Annotated in this window: 15 protein-coding genes; 7 read left to right on the top strand and 8 right to left on the bottom strand. The window is 64.1% G+C overall.

The window, feature by feature from the left end; all coding sequences use genetic code 11:
- Positions 1-1,077, top strand: a complete 1,077-nt coding sequence (locus LGH83_RS18525; protein ID WP_227401920.1) for a quinone-dependent dihydroorotate dehydrogenase — start codon at positions 1-3, stop codon at positions 1,075-1,077.
- 5 nt (positions 1,078-1,082) lie between these two features.
- Here the strand turns inward: LGH83_RS18525 and mutS are convergent, their stop codons facing one another.
- Positions 1,083-3,866 (bottom strand): DNA mismatch repair protein MutS, encoded by a 2,784-nt coding sequence (gene mutS, locus LGH83_RS18520; RefSeq protein WP_227399891.1) that lies wholly within the window; start codon positions 3,864-3,866, stop codon positions 1,083-1,085.
- Positions 3,867-4,088: 222 nt separating this feature from the next.
- On the opposite strand from mutS, the gene LGH83_RS18515 reads away from it, so the two are divergent.
- Positions 4,089-4,586 carry a hypothetical protein gene (locus LGH83_RS18515; protein ID WP_227399890.1) on the top strand — a complete coding sequence of 166 codons (498 nt, stop codon included), beginning with the start codon at positions 4,089-4,091 and terminating at the stop codon, positions 4,584-4,586.
- Here LGH83_RS18515 and LGH83_RS18510 read toward each other — a convergent pair.
- The 6 genes from LGH83_RS18510 to LGH83_RS18485 all read right to left on the bottom strand — a co-directional run bounded on the left by LGH83_RS18510 (position 4,577) and on the right by LGH83_RS18485 (position 11,076).
- Positions 4,577-5,716, bottom strand: a complete 1,140-nt coding sequence (locus tag LGH83_RS18510) for an AGE family epimerase/isomerase (RefSeq protein WP_227399889.1) — start codon at positions 5,714-5,716, stop codon at positions 4,577-4,579. The two genes, LGH83_RS18515 and LGH83_RS18510, sit on opposite strands and share 10 nt — an antisense overlap.
- A 382-nt stretch (positions 5,717-6,098) precedes the next feature.
- Positions 6,099-7,580: a M81 family metallopeptidase gene (locus tag LGH83_RS18505; RefSeq protein ID WP_227399888.1), complete on the bottom strand. Its 1,482-nt coding sequence runs from the start codon at positions 7,578-7,580 to the stop codon at positions 6,099-6,101.
- Complete coding sequence (locus tag LGH83_RS18500) at positions 7,580-7,945, bottom strand: RidA family protein (RefSeq protein WP_227399887.1); 366 nt, start codon at positions 7,943-7,945, stop codon at positions 7,580-7,582. The genes LGH83_RS18505 and LGH83_RS18500 overlap by 1 nt, the downstream gene beginning before the upstream one ends.
- A gap of 39 nt (positions 7,946-7,984) precedes the next feature.
- Positions 7,985-8,812: a carbohydrate ABC transporter permease gene (locus tag LGH83_RS18495; RefSeq protein ID WP_131114998.1), complete on the bottom strand. Its 828-nt coding sequence runs from the start codon at positions 8,810-8,812 to the stop codon at positions 7,985-7,987.
- Complete coding sequence (locus LGH83_RS18490; protein ID WP_227399886.1) at positions 8,812-9,681, bottom strand: carbohydrate ABC transporter permease; 870 nt, start codon at positions 9,679-9,681, stop codon at positions 8,812-8,814. The genes LGH83_RS18495 and LGH83_RS18490 overlap by 1 nt, the downstream gene beginning before the upstream one ends.
- A gap of 171 nt (positions 9,682-9,852) precedes the next feature.
- The gene (locus tag LGH83_RS18485; protein ID WP_227401919.1) at positions 9,853-11,076 is read right to left on the bottom strand and encodes an ABC transporter substrate-binding protein; all 1,224 of its coding nucleotides are present in this window, start codon (positions 11,074-11,076) and stop codon (positions 9,853-9,855) included.
- Positions 11,077-11,305: 229 nt separating this feature from the next.
- Here LGH83_RS18485 and LGH83_RS18480 point away from each other — a divergent pair, with 229 nt between their 5' ends.
- From LGH83_RS18480 to LGH83_RS18460, 5 genes are read left to right on the top strand one after another with little or no spacing between them, the layout of a single operon-like run.
- Positions 11,306-12,094, top strand: a complete 789-nt coding sequence (locus LGH83_RS18480) for an SDR family oxidoreductase (RefSeq protein ID WP_227399885.1) — start codon at positions 11,306-11,308, stop codon at positions 12,092-12,094.
- A gap of 1 nt (position 12,095) precedes the next feature.
- On the top strand, positions 12,096-13,163 hold the full coding sequence (locus tag LGH83_RS18475; protein WP_227399884.1) for an ABC transporter ATP-binding protein: 1,068 nt from the start codon (positions 12,096-12,098) through the stop codon (positions 13,161-13,163).
- A 29-nt stretch (positions 13,164-13,192) separates the two neighbouring features.
- The gene (locus LGH83_RS18470; protein WP_227399883.1) at positions 13,193-14,050 is read left to right on the top strand and encodes a MurR/RpiR family transcriptional regulator; all 858 of its coding nucleotides are present in this window, start codon (positions 13,193-13,195) and stop codon (positions 14,048-14,050) included.
- A gap of 3 nt (positions 14,051-14,053) precedes the next feature.
- Positions 14,054-15,112, top strand: coding sequence for a D-TA family PLP-dependent enzyme (locus LGH83_RS18465; RefSeq protein WP_227399882.1), 1,059 nt, complete (start codon positions 14,054-14,056; stop codon positions 15,110-15,112).
- A gap of 29 nt (positions 15,113-15,141) precedes the next feature.
- Positions 15,142-15,630, top strand: a complete 489-nt coding sequence (locus LGH83_RS18460; protein ID WP_227399881.1) for a hypothetical protein — start codon at positions 15,142-15,144, stop codon at positions 15,628-15,630.
- Here LGH83_RS18460 and LGH83_RS18455 read toward each other — a convergent pair.
- Positions 15,627-16,223 carry a TetR/AcrR family transcriptional regulator gene (locus LGH83_RS18455; RefSeq protein ID WP_227399880.1) on the bottom strand — a complete coding sequence of 199 codons (597 nt, stop codon included), beginning with the start codon at positions 16,221-16,223 and terminating at the stop codon, positions 15,627-15,629. The two genes, LGH83_RS18460 and LGH83_RS18455, sit on opposite strands and share 4 nt — an antisense overlap.
- Positions 16,224-16,264: the final 41 nt, after the last annotated feature.

Genomic DNA, 16,264 nt, shown 5'->3' with positions numbered 1-16,264 from the left:
CTGTTCGGCGCAGTCGGCGCGCTGCTGCATCCGGCCCTGCTGCGTCTCGATCCTGAAACCGCGCATGGTTTGACCATCACGGCGCTGCGCCTCGCGCCATCCTCACGCCCTGCCCCCGACGATCCTCGTCTCACGGTCGCGGCGTTCGGCCTCGCGTTTTCCAATCCGCTCGGCATCGCGGCCGGGTTCGACAAGAATGCCGACGTGCCGGACGCTTTGCTCGGCCTTGGCTTTGGCTTTGCCGAAATCGGTACCGTGACGCCGAAGCCGCAGCCCGGAAATCCTCGCCCCCGTGCTTTTCGCTTGCCGAAGGATGGCGCGTTGATCAACCGTTATGGCTTCAACAGTGGCGGCCATCCTGCGGCGCATGCGCGGCTCATGAGCCGCAAGGCGCGCGGCGGGATCGTCGGCGTCAATATCGGGGCCAACAAGGATGCGACCGACCGCGCCGCCGATTACGCGGCCGGGATCACGATTTTCGCCGATGTCGCAAGCTATTTCACCATCAACGTCTCGTCACCCAATACGCCAGGCTTGCGCGATCTCCAGGCCGCCTCGGCGCTGGACGACCTGCTGGCCCGGTCGCTCGACGCGCGCGATGCGGCGAGCGCCTTGCACGGCCGCGTGCCGGTGCTGCTGAAGATCGCACCCGACCTCGATCTCGCGGCACTCGACGACGTCGTGCGCGTCGCGCGAGACCGCAAGCTCGACGGGATGATTGTGTCGAATACGACGCTGGCCCGACCCGCGTCGCTGCACCATCGCGACACAGCACGCGAAGCCGGCGGCCTCTCCGGTCGCCCCCTTTTCGGCCCCTCGACCGCCATGCTGGCTGCGACATTCCTGCGCGTCGAAGGGCAATTCCCGCTCGTCGGGGTTGGCGGCATTTCGGACGCCGCAACAACGCTCGCCAAGATCCGCGCCGGAGCGAGCCTCGTGCAACTCTACAGCGCCCTGGTGTTCCAAGGCCCGAGCCTCATCGGGCGCATCAAACGCGGGCTGATCGAGGGACTCGGCTCCGACACCCTCGCCAGCCAAATCGGCCGAGATGCCGCGGCCTTGGCGTCTCAAGCCTGAGCTTTTTACGACGTCGCCTCACCATCGCGTCGCATCCGCTTGAGCGTATAGAGCGCCTCGAGCGCGGCACGCGGCGTTAGATCGTCGGGGTCGATCGCGTCGAGCGCCTCGCGCAAGAGGTCGGGCCGGTGCGCTGCCTGTGTCGGCGCTGGTCGATCGAGCAGCGCGAAGAGCGGCAGGTCGTCGATCATGCGGGCGACCGGCGCGGCACGCTGGCTTGCCTCGAGCTCGGCCAGCAGCACGCGGGCGCGCTCGACGGCGGCGGCAGGAAGCCCCGCCAATTTAGCGACCTGGATCCCGTAGGAGCGATCGGCCGCGCCGGCCATCACCTCATGCAAAAACACGACCTCGCCGTTCCAATCCGTGACCCGCATGGTCAGGTTGGTCAGGCGGGGGAGCTTCTTGCTGAGCTGCGTCAATTCGTGAAAATGCGTCGCGAACAACCCGCGTGTCCGGTTTACCTCGTGCAGGTGCTCGATGGCGGCCCAGGCGATCGACAGGCCGTCGAACGTCGCGGTGCCGCGCCCCAACTCATCCAGGATCACCAGCGATTGCGGGCCCGCCTGATTGAGGATCGCGGCGGCTTCGACCATCTCGACCATAAAGGTCGAACGGCCTCGCGCGAGATCGTCGGCCGCGCCGACGCGGGAAAACAACCGGTCGACGACCCCGATATGGGCCGCCGTCGCCGGCACATAGGATCCGATCTGCGCCAGAATGGCGATCAGCGCGTTCTGCCGGAGGAAAGTGGATTTACCAGCCATATTGGGGCCGGTCACCACCGCGATACGCCCCCCCGCCGCGTGCTTCTTGCGGTTGCCCGACGTCGACCCGCTGCCGGAGAGATCGCAATCGTTCGCCACGAAACTGATGCCGCGCAGCTTCAAGGCCGCTTCGACGACGGGATGCCGGCCGCCATCGATCGCGAAAGCCAGGGAGCCGTCGACGATCGGCCGCACCCAATTGCGCGCCGTCGCGATCTCGGCGAGACCACAAGTCACATCCACCAACGCCAGCGCATCGGAGGCGGCGCGGATCGGGTCAGTCTGATCCAGCACCGCCTGGGCAAGGCGCGCGAAGATGTCGAGTTCAGCCGCCAGAGCCCGGTCTCCAGCGGAGGCGATCTTCGCGTCGAGTTCGGCCAGTTCGGTCGTCGAGAACCGCATCGCGCCCGTCATGGTCTGCCGGTGGATGAAAAGTGCATTGTGAGGAGGCCGCAGCCATTGCTCGCCAAGCACTTGCGGCACTTCGATGAAGAAGCCGAGAAAGTTGTTGTGCTTGATCTTGAGCTGCTTTGCGCCGCTCTGCTCCGCATAGCGCGCTTGGAGGCCGGCTACGACGAGCCGCGTGTCGTCCCGCAACGTGCGGATGTCGTCGAGCGCTGGATCATAGCCAGCCCGTACAAAGCCGCCGTCGCGCCGAGCCAGCGGCAGGTCATCGGCCAGAGCGGCTTTCAGCAGGTCACCGAGCGCCGGATCGATCCGCAGCGCGATGTCGGCAGCGTCTGACAGATCGGCCGGGAGATCGGCGGCCTGCTTCAGCCTGGTGCCGACTGCCCATGCGGCCGCGATCCCGTCCCGCAAGGCCGCAAGATCACGCGGGCCGCCACGGTCGAGCGCCAAGCGCGACACAGCCCGGCTAAGATCAGGGGTCGCTTTCAACAAACCCCGCACACCGGAGCGAAGCCGTGCATCCGCCTGCACGAACCCCACGGCATCCTGGCGCGCCGCGATGGCGCACGGCTCCGTCAGAGGCCCGGCAAGCCGTTCGGCCAACAAGCGCGCGCCGGCCGACGTCACCGTCATGTCGATGGCGGCCAGCAGCGATCCGGTCCGCTCGCCCGACATGGTGCGGGTGAGTTCGAGATTGGCCCGCGTCGCGGCGTCGATCTCCATCGCCTGCCCGCGTTCGGCTCGCGCCGGCGCCCGCAAGTGTGGGCGGGCGCCGACCTGTGTTTGCGTCACGTAAGCCACGGCCGATGCGGCAGCGGCGATTTCGGCTCGCGAAAAGGCGCCGAACCCATCGAGGGTCTCGACCCCGTACCAGTCCCGCAACCGCCGGTCGGCCATCGTACTGTCGGCGAATTCACGCGCCACGGGCGTGATGGCCGCACCGGATTCCTGCAGCATGAGCGCGACCGTGGGCTCGGCATTCATCGCGTCCGGCACAACGATCTCGCTCGGCTCCAATCGGGCGATCAGAGCCGGAACGGCGGCTTCCGCCACATCGCCGACCATGAAGGCGCCGGTCGAGATATCGACAGCGGCGTATCCGTAAAGCCACTCGGCCTCGCCCTGGCGCAACCGCACCAGGGACAGCAGCGTGTTGGCGCGGGCCGGCTCGAGCAGGCGGTCCTCGGTCAAGGTGCCGGGCGTCACCAGCCGAACCACAGCGCGTTTAACAACGGATTTATTGCCGCGCTTCTTGGCCTCTGCCGGATCTTCGATCTGTTCGCAAACCGCCACCCGGTGGCCAAGCGCGATCAGCCGATGCAGGTAATCATCGCTGCGATCGACCGGCACGCCGCACATGGCGATATTCTCGCCCTGGTGTTTTCCGCGCTTGGTTAGAACGATATTGAGGGCTCGCGCCGCGACCTCCGCATCCGCCAGGAAGAGTTCGTAGAAATCCCCCATTCGATAAAACAGCAGGCAATCGGGATGCGCGGCCTTGATGCCGAGATATTGCGCCATCATCGGGGTCACGCGATCCTCCGCCGTCGCGGCGGCGATCTGTGGCGCAGGAAGCGAAACAGCAGTCGCGGGGGGAGTACGGACGGCATTGGTCATCGGCCGACGCTAGCAAAACCCGGGGGGCGGCGCATCCGCGCGCATCGCGTTCTTCACCGGCAAACGGTAAGCCGCATCCCGTCAAAGTCACCGTCCACACAAATTGCAACTTTGAACCAAGATCCGAATTGAGAGGCGTGAGGGGCGGCGCTAGGAGAGTGGCACGCCCGTCATCTTCGCTCGTTAGATCATCGGGCAACGCTTTATCTGCCGGGGGCTGACGTGACATTGAGCAAAACCAACGTGACCTTTGCGGCCAAACGGGGACTCAGTGCGATCGTTTTGATCGGGCTCATCGCCAGCACCGGTGTCGCGAATGCGCGAGACAATGGCGTCGTGTCGGACTTCTTTCAGCAGATCTTCGGTGGTGGCAACGCTCAATCGAGCGAACCCCTTCCTCAGCCGATGTTCGACGATCCATCCAGCCCGCCATTGACCGTGCGGATGCGGCCGAAGCACCACACGCGTCCGGCACAAGCCGCACGATCGCCGCAGGAAACGCTTCAGGCGATCCGTAACACCACGATCTTTACGGATAAGACCCTTCAGCGCGGCGATGCCGTGATGACGGCGTCGGGCATGCGGGTGTTCAATGGCTCGACCTCATGGCCCTATAACAACGACGATTTCGTTGCTCTCGCATCGGCCAAGCAGATGAAGCCGGCTATCAAGAAAGAATTGAACGCCATCGACGTCGCGTCGCGGATGGATCAGCGCTGAGGCGCGGCGCGGGCGAGCAAGATCTCGGCCGCGGGTACGATCAAATGGTACAATGAACTTGCCGGGATCGTCGTCGCCGACGATGTTCCGCTTAGCCTGAACTGGTCCTGCCAGCATCCCTTGATCGGTCCGCCCAAATAGGTGGCGAGGAGGCGCTGGACCAAAGCGTCGGCTTCATCCAGCAAGTCCTGTCGTCCGGTCGCGGTCGACTGAACCAACAGAGCCTTGAGATATTCTGTTTGCGGCCAAAGGCGTCGACTGTCGCTAAGCGGCTGTCCCGAGATATCGACCTCATCGATCAAAAAGCCGCTCTCATGCCGCCCGATAGCGAGCGCCGTCTGCATCAGCGCAGAACAGTGGCCTGAGACGTAACGTCCGGTCGATCGTTCGAAGCGCCGGAGCAGCCACACCCATTCCATCATATGTCCGGGGTCGAGGCGCTCCGAGCGATAGGCCCCATCGACCTGCCATTGGGGGCCGAAAAATTCGCGGAGCACCCCGGTGCTCTGGTCGATGAAACGGCTGCGGAAAAGGCCGAATAACTCACCCGCGCGGGCGAGATGGCGCGCCTCGCCCGTCGTCTCGTAGAGCGCCAGATTGGCCTCGAAGAAGTGCATATGCGGATTTTGGCGACGCGGGAGTTCGCCCATCGTGCTCTCGGCCCAGCCTCCGTGCAGCCCGGCCATACCCTCGTCAATGACGTGCAGGGTTTCGTCGATCCAGGTGCGATAGCGCTCGTCGCGAGTCGCCTGATAGAGATATCCGAGAGCGTGGAGAACGAAAGCATGGTCGTAGAGGTCATGCCGGCTATCGAGCACCGTGCCGCTTCGGTCGAACCGCGCGACCCAACCCTTGCGGCCATCGGGAGCCCAGGCGATCGATCGAAGCCGGTCCATCATCCGCTGCGCCAGCGCGATACTCGGGCCGGGCGGCGCGAGCCCGAGCGTGGCCGCATGAGCAAACACATAGATCTGTCGCATGCCCGTCCGCAGCCGCAAATCGGCGGAGCGCAACGGTTGCCCATCGAGCGTCAAGGCTTCCCAGAACAACCCGGTGTCGTCGCACACCTTTTCGGCCCAAAGCGGAAGCGCTTGTGCGGCGACCCATTCGACGTAGCGTTGCAGAGACATGCGCGTCGATCCTCCGGGTTGAGCTAGGCTCGCGGTCTCGTGCCATCAACGATGACACGACACAAGTGCGGACCTCACGCCGACGGTCGACGCTGATCGCGCGGAGCGATACGGCACGACGAGCCCGGAGCCCGGCGCTCCGACCCGACGATTACTTCTTGGCGCTGTCCTTGCCCTTGGTCGCAAACGGCGACACAGGACCCGTATCCTTCGGTTTTTCCTGCTTGGGCTTCTTCTTTTCCTTGTTGCTCTTCTGCTCACCCTTGGCCATGGCGGTCACTCCCGTTGCGGCGGGTCACGGTCGGAACGATCATGACCCGCGCGATCCGCATATCTTCAAAGAGCGCCTTGGCAAAGTAAAGCCTTGTAAAGCAAAAGATTGTCAGCCTGCGGAACCATGCGGATCATCGACGCGCGGCCAGAGCGGACGGGTCAGCTTGCGATAGACGGTTCGCCGCGGATCGGACGGATAAGGCGCACCGGCATCGATATAGATGATCTCGGCTGCCACTGGCGCAAACCCGGCGTGGAAGTGGTTGGTCGATTTGACCAGCAAAATGGCCTTCGCGGCAGGATCGATCCCGAGATTGGAGAAGATGTCGGGCTCGAACGTCTGGGTCCGGTTGGTGTTGAGGATCACCTCGACGGCAGTTCCTTCGATGCGAATGACGGCGGTTGCGCCAAGCGTCACCCGGCTTGCACCGAAGCTTTGCCAGCCCTCAGGCACCGCTTTCAACACCGTCACGTCGGCATCGATGGGGGCACCCCCATCCGGGCCGGCTTTACCGCCAAAGCGAAGCATCAAGCGCGCGCCCTCCCCGGCCGCCAGACAGAACGTGACCGCCATCGGATCCCAGATGGTCGCGACCGCCACGTTATCGATCTGCCGATCGAGGATGCGGCGAAGGATCAGCGTGCCGTCACCCGCGACTCCACCACCGGGATTATCCCAAACATCGGCCACGACCACAGGCTTTCCGGAGGCTGCCGCCGATAGCGCCACGGCGCGGTCGAGACCAGCCTCGGTCTCCAGCATCGGCATCGCTGTCGTGCCACGCAGCGCGAAGATCTCGAGGCCGAGACGCTTGGCGACCTCGGCCGCCTTGGCGGGTTCGCTGTCGGTGATCACCAGCATCCGCGTGCCGAGTTCGGGCACGTCCGCCGCCATAAAACCGTGAATCAGCGAGATCGACAAAATCCCATCACGGCCCTGCATGGCCTTCATGCGATCCACGAAGGAACGCATCGGCTCGCGGCTCGTCGGAAAGACGCCGACCATCCGACAATCGAAGCTCGCCATGCTGGGCTTGATCTCGCCCCGCAGCGTTCGTAGCGCGAGATCGACGACATGCTCGGCGCGTTCGACGAAATCCGTATGCGGAAATTCGAGAAATGCCGCCAGAATATCGGCGTTGGCGACGCGCTTCGGCGTGAGATGGCTATGCGGATCGAGTTCGGCCGCGACGAGAACGTCCGGCCCGACAAGAGCGCGAATGCGTTCGAGGAAGTCGCCTTCGCAATCGTCGTAACCCTGCGCCACCATGGCGCCGTGAAGGCCAAGCACCACGCCATCGACCGGCATCGCGGCGCGCAACTCGTCAAGGATCTGATCACGCAGATCCTCGAATGTCTGCCGTTGCAGCAGGCCGCCGGGCTCGGCCCAGGTGGCGGTGCCTTCGACAAGATCGAAACCCTCCGCGATGGCACGTCGGCGCAGCACCACCATGGGGGCCGAACAGAGCGTCGGCGTCGCGGGATGCTGCCCGGGCGCCGCATAAAACGCCATGTCGAAACTCGCGCGGTCGGTCGGCACGGGCGAGAACGTGTTGGTTTCGGTCGCGAAGGAGGCGGTGAAAATCCGCATCAGAGCGGCTTGTAGGCGATGGCCTCGATCTCGATTTTGATGTCGATCATCAACTTGGCCTCGAGCGTCGTGCGAGCGGGCGGGTTCGTCGGGAAATAGTCCGCATAGACCGCGTTGAAGGCGGCGAAATCGCCGGCATCGACCAGGATCACGAAGGTTTTGACTACGTTGGACAGATCCGCGCCGGCCAGCGCGAGAGCCGCCGCAATATTCTGCATCACCTGCCGGGTTTCGGCGTCGATGCCCCCGGCCACGACTTTGCCGTCGGCCCCGACCGGAACCTGCCCCGACACGTAGATGAAGTCTCCAGCTCTGACGGCAGGGGAGAGTGGCACGTGAGAGGCGCCGAAATGCTGCTTTGTCATCCAAATTCCCGAAAAGATGCGTCGATCAAGCCGATCCGCTTATTTCACGGCGCCGAGCGCCAAGCCCCGAACGAGATAGCGTTGCAACCATGCGAAGATGACCGCCACCGGAATGGAGGCCACAAGCGCAGCCGCCATCACATATTGCCAATCGACCGTGTAACGGCCCGCCACCAGCGAGAAAACGCGCAACGGCAGCGTGTAGCTGTCCTCCCGTCGCAGCATCGTCAGCGCGATGACGAATTCGTTCCAGGCGTTGATGAAGGTGAAGATGGCGGTGACGACCATGGCGGGCACGGCGAGCGGCAGGAACACGGTCACGAGCGTGCGCCAATGGCCCGCCCCCTCCATCCACGCCGCCTCTTCGAGATCGCGCGGAATGGTGGTGAAATAGCTCTGGAGCATCCACACGCTGAACGCGATGTTGAACGCCACATAGATCACCACGAGCACGTTGAGGCTGTCGATCAGCCCGACGCCGGCGACGAGGCGAAACAAGCCGATCACCAGCACGATGGGCGACAGCATCTGCGACACGAGAAGAAACTGCCGGAACGCGCTGCGCCCAACGAACCGGTAGCGGCTGAGCCCGTAGGCGGCCGGGATGGCCACCAGAATGGTCAGGATCGTGGTCAAGCCTGAGACATAGAGCGAGTTGCCGAGGGCCGCTCCGAAGCCGGTGGTCTGCCACATTTCGGTGAAATTCTGCCAATGCACCTGTGACGGCCACCATGCCGGGTCGAGCACTTCGGAGGCGGGTTTCAGCGCCGTGATGGTCATGACCGCGAACGGGAACAGGACCACGATGATGACCGGGGCCAGCAGCAGCCAGGAAATCAGCGAGCGGATCAGCTTTTTGCGGTTCATCAGTCCTGCTCCTCCCGCATGGCGAGGCGCACATAGACGATGGTGAACACGATCAAAATGCCGAACATGATCAACGAGACGGCCGCCGCATCGCCGAGCCTCCCGAGCCGGAACCCAAGCTTGTAGAGATAGGTCACCAGGATGTCGGTCGAGTTTGCCGGGCCGCCCTGCGTCATCGTCCAGATGATCGGGAAGGAGTTGAACACGTAGATCGTGTTCAACACGAAGGCGATGTTGATGAAAGGCCGCAGCAGCGGCAGCGTGATCGTGCGGAAACGGTCCCAGGCGCCGGCGCCCTCGATCGCGGCGGCATCGTAGAGATCCTCCGGCACCGAGGAGAGGCCGCCGAGAAAAATCGTCACCGTGAAGGGGATCGATACCAAAATGCCGATCAGGATCTGCATCGGGAAAGCGGTCGAGGCATCCGCAAGCCACTGGATGTTCCTGCCGATGAGGCCGAGGTCGCGCAGCCCCGAATTCAGCATTCCGCTTTCGCCGTTGAGCGCCCAGCGCCAGACCACCGCCGTCATGGTAAGCGACACCGCCCAGGGCAGCATGATGAGGATGCGGGCGAGGCCACGACCATAGAAGTCCTCGTTCAGGATCATGGCGATCGGCACGGAACAAACCAGCGTTCCGACCACGACCGATACGGTCCACAGCAGGGTCCGCCACAAAGCCGCGATGAAATCCGGATCCGCGAACAAGGTGCGGAAATGATCGAGCCCGACGAAATCCCGCATGATGCCGAAACGGTTCACGTCATGGACCGACAGAGAAACGATCTCCTTCAAGGGCCAGAGAATAACCGCAGCCGCGAGCAGGAAACTCGGGAAGATCAGGATATAGGGTGTCGCCGAACGTCCCATTTTGTTCCGTGATTGAAGAGAAGCGGCGAGAGCGACAGCTCGCGAAGGTCAGCGACGAACGCACGAGCCGGCCAGACCACGGCTCGGTGCCTTGCGTTTTCGCCGGCCGATCGTCGGCGTGACGCGAAGGACGGCAGGTGCGCCGCCCCTCGCGTCAATCGGCGTGGCGGCTTACTTTTGGGTGAGGGTCGTGTTGATCTTGGCGGCCGCTTCCTTCAGCGTCCCCTCGATCGGGCCCTGGCCGAGATAGATCTTCTGCACCGCGTTGGAAGTCGTCTGCGCGATATCTTCCCAGCCCGGGATGACGGGCGCGAAATGCGCCTTCGGCAGCAGGGACGTGAAGACCTTCAGGTCGGCGTTGTCGGCGAAATACGGGTCGGCCGCTTCCTTGGCATTGACCGGCAGGAAACCTTCGACCTTGTCGAACTTGGTGCGCTGTTCGGTCGTGAACAGGAAGTCGAGGAACGCCCAGGCTTCGTCCTTCACCTTGGAATTGTCGAACATCACGATTGAGTCGGTCACGCCATAGGTGCCGCCGTCGCCACCATCACCGACCGGGATCGGAGCGACACCGTAAGCGAGGTTCGGCACTTCAGCCTTGATCTGGTTCAGCAGGAACGGCGCCGTGATGACGGTGGCGACCTTGCCCTGCTTGAACAGGTTCTGCACGTCCTCACGCGAGTAGGAAGTAACGCCCGGCTCGGTCAATCCGCCATCGATGAAGCTCTTGTAGAGTTTAGCCGTCTCGATCGCGGCCGGCGAATCCATGCCGGACTTGCCGTCCTTGATGATGTCGCCGCCGTTGGCCCACAGGCCGTAGTAGAAATAAACGTCGGTCTCGATTTCCTTGCCTTGGAGACCAAAGGGGAAAACCGGGCTGCCGGAGGATTTGATCTTGTCGGCATCGGCCTTGAACTCGGCCCAGGTTTTCGGCGGTGTGTCGATGCCAGCCTTCTTGAACACGTCTTTATTATAATACATGGCGCGCGCCGAGGCCGCGATCGGCAAGCCATAGACCTTGCCGTTCATGATCGAGGGCTTCAGGAACGTGTCGATGAAGCGGGCCTTAAAATCCGGCTTCACGTAGGAATCGAGCGGTGTGACGACATTCTGCGACACGTAGTCGAGCAGCCACCGCGTCCCGATGATCGACAGATCCGCATTGGCGCCGGCCGAAATGTCGGTCGTGAGCTTCTGTTGGAGGTTGTCCCACGGAACGACCTCGATCTGAATCTTGGTGCCGGGATGCGTTGCCTCGAACTCCTTGGCGGCGGCGTCGAAGTAAGGGCCTGTGCCCTTGCTGTATTCGGCAATCGTCACACGGACGGTTCCGGCTTGAGCCATGGAACAGAAAGCCAGCATGCTGGCGCCGGCAAGAAGACCAAGTCGTCTCATATGCACTGCAACTCCCCCTAAACGAGGCGATCGGCCCATGCCGCACCGCACTCCGGCGCCTTCGCCATCATGTTCCAACCGCGCTCTAAGAGGCTCGGCTAAGCCGCAGTGTTCTATGAAATTATATTTCTCGCAAGAGTATAATCTGAGCGAAATGCACAGATTTCAATGTTGCTTTTTTTCACAGCCAACGCTTTGATCGCGCCTCTTCTCATGACGCGGGCCTAGAATGACGATTGCCGCAATGGAGTTATTTGGCCTGAAAGACCGCCACGTGCTGATCACCGGCGCGGGCGGCGGCATCGGTCGTGCGCTCGTGGCCACATTCCAAGCGGCGGGCGCGCGGGTCTCGGGTGCCGATCGCGATTCGTCGCTGCTCGAGGGGCTCGATCTCGTCCATCGTCTGACGTTCGATCTCACCGACCCAACCTCCGTCACGCGCGAGATGGGGCGCCTCGACGAGGCAGATGCGATGCCGGAGGTGCTGATCAGCAATGCTGGCTTCACCCGCGCCGACATGCTCGATCAAGTCGACACGGCGGCCTGGGACAATGAACTCGCCATCAATCTGACGGGAGCCTTTCATGTCGCGACGCCGGTGGTCGCCGCCATGGCGCGGCGCGGCGGCGGTGCGATCGTCTTCATCGCCTCCGTCAACGCCCTCGCGCATTACGGCAATCCGGCCTATTCGGCCGCCAAGGCGGGCCTGATCGCCTATGCCAAAGCGCTGGCGGTCGAGCGAGGCGCCGTGGGCATCCGCGCCAACGTCATCTGCCCCGGCTCGGTCCGCACGCCTGCCTGGGACCATCGGTTCGAGCGTCAGCCCGGCCTCGCGGCGCAAGTGCTCCCGCATTATCCGCTCGGCCGCCTCGTCGCGGCCGATGAAGTGGCGCGCGCCGCCCTGTTTCTCGCCTCGCCCGCCGCTTCAGGCATCACCGGGGCCGTGCTTCCCGTCGATGCCGGGCTGACGGCCGGCAATTACCGCTTCGTCAAAGACGTCATCGAGGGGAGCGCCTGACATGGCCGCACTGAATATCAAGCGCCTGGTCAAAGCCTATGGACCCGTCGCCGTGCTGCATGGGATCGACCTCGCGGTCGCCAATGGCGAATTTGTCGTTCTGGTCGGCCCCTCGGGTTGCGGAAAGTCGACCCTGCTTCGCATGATCGCCGGGCTCGACGACATCTCCAGCGGCGAAATGTGGATCGGCGACCGGCTCGCCAACACGCTGCCGCCCCAGCAACGCAACATCTCCATGGTGTTCCAGAGCTACGCGCTCTTTCCGCATATGACGGTCGGGCAGAATGTCGGCTTCGGGCCACGCATCCGGCACGAGACCGCCGCCGCCATTGCCGGCAAGGTCGACAAAGCCGCCAGCACCCTCAACCTCGCGCCCTATCTCGACCGTCTGCCGCGCCAATTGTCGGGCGGTCAACGCCAACGCGTCGCCATGGGCCGCACCATCGTGCGCGAGCCGGATTTGTTTCTCTTCGACGAACCTTTGTCGAACCTCGACGCCAAGCTCAGGGTGCAGATGCGGACCGAGATCAAGGCGCTGCATCAACTGCTCAAGACCACCATCGTCTATGTGACGCACGATCAGATCGAAGCCATGACCATGGCGGACCGCATCGTGGTGATGAACGGCGGCCGGATCGAACAGGTCGGCTCACCGCTCGAACTCTATGACCTTCCCGTCAACAAGTTCGTCGCGGGATTCCTCGGCTCGCCCGCCATGAGCTTCATCCCCGGCGTCATCGAGCGCGGCGATGGGCTACCCCGTCTCCGCACCAAGGCGGGATTCACGCTGCCGCTGGGCGCGACCGACGCCGTATCGGGTCAGACCGTCGAGATCGGCATCCGGCCAGAGCATTACCGGCTCGCTTCGACCGGAGCGGGCTTCCCCTACATCGTCTCGGTGGTCGAGCCGACCGGCGCGGAAACGCATCTTTTCGGCACCATCGCCGACGTCGAGGTCCGCTGCGTGTTCCGCGAGCGCGTGTCGCCGAAGCCCGGCAGCACCCTGATGCTCGACGTCGATCCGGCGCTCGTCCATGTCTTCGACGCGCAAACGGGCGAGCGGCTCTGAACCCCGGCAACTCTCGTCCCATCGATATCGTGGCCCGCTTGCACGCGCTTGGCGAAACCGGCAGCCCCTCCGACCGGCGCGTCGCCGCCGTCGTGCTGGCAGACCCGGAATTTGCGACCCGCGCGGCGATCGACCGGCTGGCCGAACGCGCCGGCGTCAGCGAACCCACGGTGACGCGGTTCTGCCGCACGCTCGGCTGTGATGGGTTGCGCGACTTCAAGGTCAGGCTCGCCCAATCGGTCGCCTCGGCCGGCCGCTATCTCGAGGCAGCCTCCTCCGGCCGTGTGGCCGGCGACAGTATTCCCTCGGCGATCTCGGCTCATGCCTGCGACGCGATCGAACGCGTGTGTGGCGCGGTGGATGTCGAGGCGCTGGGGCTTGCGGCCACGCTCCTGACGTCGGCCCGGATGATCCGCGCCTATGGATCGGGCGGCTCCTCATCGTTGGCCGCCACCGAACTCGAGAACCGCCTGTTCCGCCTCGGTCTATCCATCTCGTCGCATATCGACGGCGAAATGCAGCAGATGACGGCGGCTGCGGCTCAGCCCGGTACCGTGATGGTGGCCTATTCGGTGTCGGGCGAGGTTCGCAGCGTGGTCGATGCGATCGGGATCGCTGGCCTCTATGGTGCCCGCACGATCGCCATCACGGCGCCGGGCTCCTCGCTCGCCAGCGTCGCCGAAATCGTCCTGCCGTTCCGGATCGAGGAGGACAGGGACGTCTATCTTCCCTCCCCGGCCCGCTATGCGCTGCTGGCCCTGACCGACATGCTGGCCGCCGTCGTGGCTAAGCGCATCGGGCCGCCGGCCCTCGAAGGCATGCGACGCATCAAACATCACCAGAGCCTCGGCCGAAGCAATGCCGACCAACTCCCGCTCGGAGACTGAGCCATGACCCTCTCGGAAATCGAGACGCCCGCGGTTCTGATCGACCTGCCCCGCGTCGAAGCCAACCTCAAGCGGGCGCAGGATTATGCCGACGCGCATCGGCTGCCGTTGCGGCCCCACATCAAGACCCACAAGCTGCCGCGTTTCGCCAAGCGGCAGATGGAGCTCGGCGCGATCGGCATCACCTGCCAGAAGATCGGCGAGGCGGAGGCCATGGCCGACGGCGGGGTGACCGAGATCTTCCTGCCCTACAACATCATCGGCACGCAAAAGCTGACCCGCCTCGTCGCGCTGGCCAACAGGGTCAATCTCTCGGTCACGGCCGACAGCGCCGCTACGGTCGAGGGGCTCAGCGCCGCCTTCGCGACGAGCGCCAAACCCTTACCCGTGCTGGTCGAATGCGACACCGGCATGGGCCGTTGCGGCGTGCAGAGCCCGGCCGAAGCTCTGACGCTTGCCCGCGCCATCGCGACGTCGCCGGGGCTGAGCTTCGCCGGATTGATGACCTATCCGGCCGCCGGCGCGGTCGAAACCAATGCGACCTGGCTGGCGGCTGCCGTCGACCTGCTCACCCAAGCGAACCTTCGGCCAGCGATCGTGTCCAACGGCGGCACACCCGACCTTTGGCGCGCCCATGAGGTCGCGGCCGCGACCGAACATCGGCCTGGGACCTACATCTATCTCGATCGCTTCCAGGTGACACGCTCGGTCGGCACGCTGGAGGATTGCGCCTTGACGGTGCTGACCACCGTGGTGAGCCGCCCGACCGACGACCGCGCCATCATCGACGCGGGCTCGAAAGCGCTGACGAGCGACACCCTCGGGCTCGATGGCTACGGCTATGTGGTCGGCTACCCCGACGCCGTGGTCAGGAGCCTCAGCGAGGAACATGGCATCGTCGATCTCTCGGCTTGCGCGGCAAAGCCGGCCCTCGGCGAGCGCCTTCGCATCATCCCGAACCATTGCTGCGTGGTCTCGAACCTCTTCGACGAGGTCACGCTCATCGAGGGCGACACCATCGTGGAGACCGTCGCGGTCGCGGCGCGCGGCCGTGTCGTCTGACCTTTTTTTCGCTCACACCGGACGCGCTCATGTCACCCGAACAGAACCCCTTTCCGAACGATCCCGACCGCCGCGCCATCTGGGACATGCTGGTCCATCGCGACATCGATGCGTTTCTGGCCGCCGATTGGTCGATGACCGAACCCGACTTTCTCGCCGACGGCTTCTTCGGGCTGAATGCTGGTAAATCCGCCAATCCCGATAGCTGGCGCTTGGGCTTTCCGGATCTTGCAACCTATCGCGACGAATGGTTGCGCCAAGCGGCCGAGACCGCGACGACCCGCTATGCCGAGCCCCTCCGGGCGGCGCTGTTCCGCGCCACCAACCTGCACTTCATCGAGGTGTCGGGCGAGCGCGCCGTGGCGCATAAGAAATTCGACGGCACCGTCGCCAAGGCCGATGGCGGGGTCGACACCCTGAATTGGCAGACGCTCTATTTCTGCACCAAGCAGACCGGCGACTGGAAGATCGCGAGCTTCGTCGGCTACATGCCGTTCCCGATGGGGCGGGGGGTTTAAGTCACGCTCCGAGCCGCGTCGACGTAAGACTGCAGCGTCGCGCCGACCCTGTCGATCACGGTCGATCGCGGGATCGCCACGACGGCCGGCAACCGCAGCACGTAGCGCGTGAACGCGAGGCCGAGGACCTGGGATGCGATCAGGGCCGCGCAGGTCACGGCTTGCGCTGGATCGACGATCACTGGGTTCAACGTCGCCAAAAGCTGACGATCGAAAATGTCGGTCGCCTTGGCCTGGGCCGCCGGATGCGAGGCCGCAGCACGCAACAGCGCAGGCAATTCGTCACCAGCACCGTCGCCTTCCCACCGCGTCAGCACGTGGCGCGCCAACGTCCGACCGATCGTCTCGAACGGAACAGCGCTCAAATCTGGCAGACGTAGATCGAACGCGACCGCGGCCGCGAAGAGACCGTCCTTGTCGCCGTAATAGCGCATCACCATCGCGGGATTGATAGCGGCTTCCGTGGCGACGGCACGGATCGTCGTCCGCTCATAGCCGTCGCTCGCAAAGATCTTACGGGCAGCAAGCAGAATACGATCTCGAGTGGGCTGCGACCGAAGCGGGCGAACGGAGACTTGGACGGGATCGAGCAATGGGCATTCCATCTTTTAGAAAGCAAACAAGCGTTTGCATT

Origin of the sequence: Lichenihabitans sp. PAMC28606 (assembly GCF_020616535.1) — a bacterium.
GTDB classification, from domain to species: Bacteria; Pseudomonadota; Alphaproteobacteria; order Rhizobiales; family Beijerinckiaceae; genus Lichenihabitans; species Lichenihabitans psoromatis.
This window is presented reverse-complemented; position numbering and strand designations above follow the sequence as displayed.